At 58.6% G+C, this 232-nt stretch carries 1 protein-coding gene; it reads right to left on the reverse strand.

Going from position 1 to position 232, the window contains the following annotated elements; all coding sequences use genetic code 11:
* Positions 1-7: 7 nt before the first annotated feature.
* On the reverse strand, positions 8-232 hold a 225-nt coding region (locus AC1RPT_RS08305), incomplete at its 5' end, for a hypothetical protein (protein WP_481763076.1).

The raw sequence follows: 232 nt of genomic DNA on the forward strand, positions 1-232 counted from the left end.
AGGCCAATCAGCGGCCGAATTTCACGGACTCACGTTCCGGAAGCGGAAGCCGCCCCGCATACTTCTTGATGAGGATGGCGGCCAGGACACCACCCGCGATCAGCGAGAGCACGACAAGACCCACAACCAGCAGGATCAACCGGGCTTTCACGTCATCATCGTCGCCACCCGCAAAGAACTCACCAACGCCCTTGAACGCATCACCGATGCCGGAGAACGCATTGTACATGTT

This window comes from Dellaglioa sp. CoH-56-MRSF-11 (assembly GCF_056782135.1).